General features: G+C 41.8%; 6 protein-coding genes. 4 read left to right on the forward strand and 2 right to left on the reverse strand.

The annotated features are described in order from the left end of the window. Positions 1-122: 122 nt before the first annotated feature. Both B2R65_RS11075 and B2R65_RS11080 read right to left on the reverse strand, forming a co-directional pair. Entirely contained in the window at positions 123-824 is a 702-nt protein-coding gene (locus B2R65_RS11075; RefSeq protein WP_286742610.1) for a glycerophosphodiester phosphodiesterase, read from the reverse strand. Next, entirely contained in the window at positions 821-1,687 is an 867-nt protein-coding gene (locus B2R65_RS11080; protein WP_286742613.1) for a DMT family transporter, read from the reverse strand. Before B2R65_RS11080 ends, B2R65_RS11075 begins: the two co-directional genes overlap by 4 nt. Positions 1,688-1,845: 158 nt before the next feature. Here B2R65_RS11080 and B2R65_RS11085 point away from each other — a divergent pair, with 158 nt between their 5' ends. From B2R65_RS11085 to rnr, 4 genes are all read left to right on the forward strand, one after another. Beyond that, positions 1,846-2,016: a hypothetical protein gene (locus B2R65_RS11085; protein WP_024033282.1), complete on the forward strand. Its 171-nt coding sequence runs from the start codon at positions 1,846-1,848 to the stop codon at positions 2,014-2,016. Continuing rightward, positions 2,013-3,110: a sensor histidine kinase gene (locus B2R65_RS11090; protein ID WP_286742616.1), complete on the forward strand. Its 1,098-nt coding sequence runs from the start codon at positions 2,013-2,015 to the stop codon at positions 3,108-3,110. Before B2R65_RS11085 ends, B2R65_RS11090 begins: the two co-directional genes overlap by 4 nt. A gap of 2 nt (positions 3,111-3,112) precedes the next feature. Further along, on the forward strand, positions 3,113-3,727 hold the full coding sequence (locus tag B2R65_RS11095; RefSeq protein WP_004587598.1) for a response regulator transcription factor: 615 nt from the start codon (positions 3,113-3,115) through the stop codon (positions 3,725-3,727). 146 nt (positions 3,728-3,873) lie between these two features. Next, a partial coding sequence (gene rnr / locus B2R65_RS11100; protein WP_286742621.1) for a ribonuclease R occupies positions 3,874-6,199 on the forward strand: 2,326 nt, incomplete at its 3' end.

A 6,199-nucleotide genomic window follows, 5' to 3' on the forward strand; every position in this document is an offset into this window, starting at 1 on the left:
TTTTACTTAGCCCACTAGGTTACAAACCTCGCGCCGCGATTTAATCGCCCCTAGATTGAACAAATTTCAATCCGCAAAGATCATCACGCCCTAGCTAGATTATCGACTAAGTTACCGTTAACTCAAGTAATAATGTTTGCTAAATATTTTTTAGAACGAGCGGGGTAATTAGTAAAAATACCATGCACCCCAATTTTTAGCATAAAATCCATGTCTTCTGGCCTATCTACGGTGTAGGCGTAAACTTGCAGGCCTCGTGCTATGGCATCATCTACAAAAGCTTTATTTACAAAGCTTTTGTCTACATGAACACTATACGCATTTAACTGTTGAGCAAACTGTGCATAATTTAACGGAATTGATGAGGTTAACGCGCCAATGTGTAACCACGGTAACCTATTTTTAAGCCAATGAATTTGATGGTGATCAAACGACGACACTAAAATATTACCTTTAGTAATAACGCCTTTAGCAATATTGTTGTTTAAAATAGTGGCAAACTTTTCAAGCTCAAAGGTATGTTTAAGCTCTATATTGAGTAATGTTTTATTGCTATTCCAATCAAGTAATTGCTGTAGAGTGGGGATTTGCTCGCCGTTACCGGCATCCAACAGACTAAGTTGCTGCGCCGTAAAGTCGCTTACTTTACCGTGCCCGCTGGTGGTTCTATCTAGCCACGAGTCGTGTATGAGCATATAGTCATCAAGCGCACTTTGAATATCAACTTCAATGCCATCTACCCCTACATTTAACGCTTCTAAAATAGCGCGTTTAGTGTTTTCAGGGTAATTGCCGCTTGCCCCTCGGTGCGCAAATATTTTCATTTTCTAGCCTTTTGAGTAATAGACCACGTTTCAAAACAGGCTGCACTGACTATGAGTGCACCGCCAATAAGTGTTAGTAGCGTTGGGCGCTCATGAATAATAACAATAGCCAACAAAGTGCCGTAAAGCGGCTGCAAGCACGAAATTAACCCCGCAGTAGCTGCCGATAAGTGCTTTAAACTCGCTGCAAATAGCGAGTGCGGTGTAGCGGTAAAAATAATACCCGCCACAGCAATTAAAATAAGGTCGTGGTTACTCACCTCATACACAGGGACCTTAATAAATGCGCAAAGCATAACACTTGCCACTAAGGTTTGATAAAACATGGTTTGTGGGCCGCCATACTGGCTAAAAAAGCGCTTATGGGTAATATTTCTAATCGAAAAAAACAAAGCCGAAACCACACCCATAATAACCCCTAAGGTTACATCGTCGCCTAAATTTGCGCTGGGTACGAGTAAATATATACCTAATACAACCACAGCTGAGCTTATAATATCTTTTGCTTGGGGCCTGCTTTTATTAAACAAGGGCTCTAAAAATACCGTCATTACTGGGTAGCTAAAAAAAGCCAGCATACCCACAGTTACGCCCGCCATTTGCATACCTGCAAAGTAAGTAACCCAATGCATGCCTACTGCTACACCTAAAAATAACGCAATGAGGTAATCTTTTGGTTTGTTTAACTTAATTTGTTTTTTTTGAAAATACAGCATAGCCAAAATTGCCATGCCAGCAATAGCGGTACGATACACCGTAATATCAATTGCATTTAACCCTATTAACTTTGCAAAAAGGGCGGTGCCCCCAAAAAGTAACACGGCAATATGTAAGTAAATCAGGCTTTGCTGTTGTGGCTGCATTTAAATGAGAACTCCTTTTTTTATTATCTTATCACTGGGTGCGAACTCACAGGATGAAATTTTTAAAACATGACAAATGTCAGCAAAGTTAATGACATTTCACACTCTTATTATTTTTTGGCTTTGGCATAGTTAACTTATCTTAATGGGAGGTGGCTATGAATACGTTAATTTTAATAAGTCTCGCTATTAGCGAGTTTTTAGAATCACTTAGCTTTAGTGTTTCAATAAATGATTACTTTATACTCATTAGTATTTTTGTGTTATTTATATTTATTAATAAAAATAATGTTATAAGCAATAACAATGAACTAGGGGCACTGGCATGAGTACAACAAACACGCTTTCAAAGCCCAGTAATAAAAAGTTTTGGGAATACGCACCTTTAATTTTTACTGGGTTTTATTTGCTTCCGACTCTTTTTAATCTATCTAACTTGCCAGTCAATACCATTGTAATGAGCGTGGCGTTTTATATTGTATTTATTTTGCTTTACATAAAAGCCATGCACTGTGAAACAAAGCGTATAACAACGCTGTTTGTTATTATGTTAGTGGTATGTTTTAGCGCTACATTTTATACCACAGGTACCTCTACATTATTTGGTTTTATCGCGTTTATAGCTGGTGAGTCATACGCTAAAAAAAGCAGATTATATGCCGTTTTTAGCCTTATATTTACGGTGGCGTTAAGCGCCTACTTGGCAGATATAGCAAACATAAAATACTTTTTAGCCGGCACTTTATTAATTTCAGGGGCGCTGTTGGCCTTTGGCATAGCAACTCAAAAAGAGCGCCTGCATAAAAATCGCGAACAAGAAAGCGCTAACCAACTAGAGCAATTAGCTGCCATTGCTGAGCGCGAACGTATAGCGCGCGACCTACACGATATTTTAGGCCACTCACTCTCATCTATTGCTTTAAAAGCTGAGCTTGCTAATAAGCTAAATCAAGGAGAGCGCTACGAACAAGCCAATAACGAAATAGCACAAGTGGCAGATCTGGCAAGGCAGTTACTTAGCGATGTAAGAAACGCCGTAAGCGATTTAAAACAACTTAATTTAATAAGCCAAATAGCCCAGCTTAAACAAAGGCTAATAGAGCAAGACTTTAACGTTAACTTTAATGTTGTATTAAATACCTTACCCCCTAAAGTAGAAGGGATCGCAGGGCTTATAATTAAAGAAGCGGTAACTAACTTATTACGCCATAGCAGTAATAAAAACGGCGAAATAAGTATAGAGCAAACACAGCATCAGCTGCATATAAGTGTGGTTGATAACGCACCTTGCAGCACGTTAAACGCAGGTAACGGTTTAAATGGTATTAAAGAGCGTGCAGAGCAACTTAATGGCCATGCCGCGTTTACCTGTGGCGAGAAGTTTACTTTAAACGTAATGCTGCCAATTTCAGCTAAGGATTAACAATGATCAAAGTATATTTAGTGGAAGATCAAGCACTCGTGCGCGACGCTGTAGGGGCATTGTTAAGCCTTGATTTTAATATTGAAGTGATAGGCCAGGCGAGTAACGGCCAAGATGCCCTTAATGCAATAAAAGCACTGGCCGATGAGGCATTGCCAGACATAATTTTAACCGATATTGAAATGCCACACATGAGCGGTATAGAGCTAAGTGAGCAAATAGCGGCCACGTTCCCAACCATTAAAATGGTTATTATGACCACGTTTTCGCGAGCTGGTTATATTAGGCGCTCGCTCGCCCTAGGCGTTAAAGGTTTCATTTTAAAAGAAGCACCAAGTGATGAGCTTATCAATGCACTTAAAAAAGTAATGCAAGGGCAAAAGGTTATAGACCCAGAGCTTGCCATTAACGCGCTTGATGATGCCGACCCGCTCACCGATAAAGAGCGCAAAGCACTTAAGCTTGCAAGCGATGGCTTAAAAACAAGCGACATAGCCAAACAGCTGTTTATAAGCGAAGGCACAACACGTAATTATTTATCCGATGCTATCGCAAAGCTCAATGCCACTAACCGCGTAGATGCAGCGCGTATTGCAAAGCAAAAAGGCTGGTTATAATTGCGCTTATATTAAGTGATGATTAAGGCCATTAAGCGTATGTTTTACTTATTAAAGCGGTTTATTAAAAGTTTCATACGCTTTTACCTGTCTCATTTTACGTATATGGGTTAAAATACCTACATAACCAACTAACAAGATAGTGAATGTCAAACCAAGATCCAAATCTCAGCCGAGAACAAGAAAAGTACGAAAACCCAGTCCCTAGTCGTGAGTTTATACTTACTCACCTTCAAGAGCGTTCAAAACCTGCTAACTTCACGCAACTTTGTGATGAATTAGCTGTAAACGATACCGAACGCCAAATTGCATTTAAGCGCCGCCTTCGTGCCATGGAGCGCGATGGCCAATTGTATTTTAATAAGTTTAAATGTTACGCCCTAATTGACGAAGCCGGTTTAACCAAAGGCAAAGTAATTGGCCACAGAGACGGTTTTGGCTTTTTAGAAGTTGAAGGCGAGAGCAAAGATTGGTTTATAGCCAAGCATCAAATGAACATGGTGCTGCACGGCGACATCGTACTTGCTAAAGGCACAAAACGTGGCTCAGGATCAAAATGTGATGCCCGCATAATTAAAGTACTCACCAACGAGCGCGCACCTATTGTAGGGCGTTATTTTGTTGAGCATGGTATTGCAGTTGTTGTAGCAGAAGACCCACGTATTACTCAAGATATTATTATTCTGCCAGGCAGTGAAAACGGCGCACGCCATAACCAAATGGTGCAAGTGCAAATCACTCAAAATCCTAGCCGTAACATGAACGCGGTAGGTAAAATTATTGACGTACTGGGCGAGCATTTAGCGCCAGGTATGGAAATAGAAGTGGCACTGCGCAATCACGATATTCCTCATGTTTGGCCAGAAGAAGTGGAAGAACAAGTTGCTCATTTAGGTGAGTTTGTTGATGAAGCCGACAAACAAGGCCGTGTAGATTTACGCGACCTGCCACTGGTCACCATAGATGGTGAAGACGCCCGCGACTTTGATGATGCCGTATATTGTGAGCGTAAAAAATCTGGCGGCTGGCGCTTATGGGTAGCCATTGCCGATGTATCGCATTATGTAGGTATGAACACGCCGCTAAATAAAGAAGCGATTGCTCGCGGTAACTCAGTGTATTTTCCTGAGCAAGTAATTCCAATGCTGCCAAAAGTGTTGTCGAACGGTTTATGTTCGCTTAACCCTAAAGTAGACCGCCTGTGTATGGTGGCCGAAATGACTGTATCAGACGCAGGTAAGCTTTCGGGTTATAAGTTTTACGAAGCGGTGATGAACTCGCATGCGCGTTTAACCTACACCAAAGTAAATGCCATTTTACAAGGCGATGAAAAACTACGCGAAGAATACGCACCTGTTGTGCCACATTTAACTGACTTACAGCAAATGTATATGGCGCTTAAGTCGGCGCGCCAAACCCGTGGTGCTATTGAGTTTGAAACGCTCGAAACGCGTTTTGTATTTAACGCACACCGTAAAATAGAATCAATTGTGCCGGTTGTTCGTAACGACGCGCACAAACTGATTGAAGAATGTATGATTTTAGCCAATGTATCGGCGGCTAAATTATTAGAAAAACACGAAGCCAGTGCGCTTTACCGTGTGCACGATGAGCCAGATCAAGAAAAACTAGGTAACTTTACTCAGTTTTTAAGTGAGCTTGGCATTCAAAGCACATTAAGTGATGAGCCAACACCGAAAGAAATTACCCAAGTGTTAGCCCGTTTAGGCGACCGCCCAGAGGCCGAGCTTATTCAAACCATGCTACTTCGTTCAATGAAGCAAGCGGTTTATCAGCCAGATAACATAGGCCACTTTGGCTTGGCGCTGCCTGCGTATGCACACTTTACCTCACCGATTCGCCGTTACCCTGATTTAGTGGTACACCGTGCAATTAAAGCGGTAATAAAAGCACAAGGTCAGCAAACATCGGGCGCATACGCGTACACCGATGATGAAGTAGACCAACTAGGCGAGCAGTGTTCAACCACCGAGCGCCGCGCAGACGACGCAACGCGTGAAGTTGCCGACTGGCTTAAATGTGAGTTTATGCAAGACCACGTGGGTGATGAGTTTAACGGGGTTATTTCATCCGTTACTAACTTTGGTTTATTTATACGCCTAGACGACTTACAAATTGATGGGCTGATCCATGTTACTAATTTAGGTGATGAATACTTCCATCATGATGGTGCAAAACACACCCTAATTGGCGAGCATACACATACCGTTTACCGCCTTGGCGATAAAGTAACGGTACAAGTTGCTTCGGTAAGTTTAGATGAGCGCCGTATAAATTTAACGCTCAGTGGTGATGTAGCTCAAGATAGATACGCGCGTCGCCGTGGCTCAGCTAAAGGAGCAGGGCGCGGTAAATCAAGCCATGCACCAGCAAGTGTAAGATCGCAGCTTAAAGCGGGTAAAATCCCTGGAAAAAACACATCAGGCGATGAAAAACCCAAAGCTGGTAAAA

This window comes from Pseudoalteromonas sp. UBA2102, assembly GCF_002331165.1.
Lineage (GTDB): Bacteria > Pseudomonadota > Gammaproteobacteria > Enterobacterales > Alteromonadaceae > Pseudoalteromonas > Pseudoalteromonas atlantica.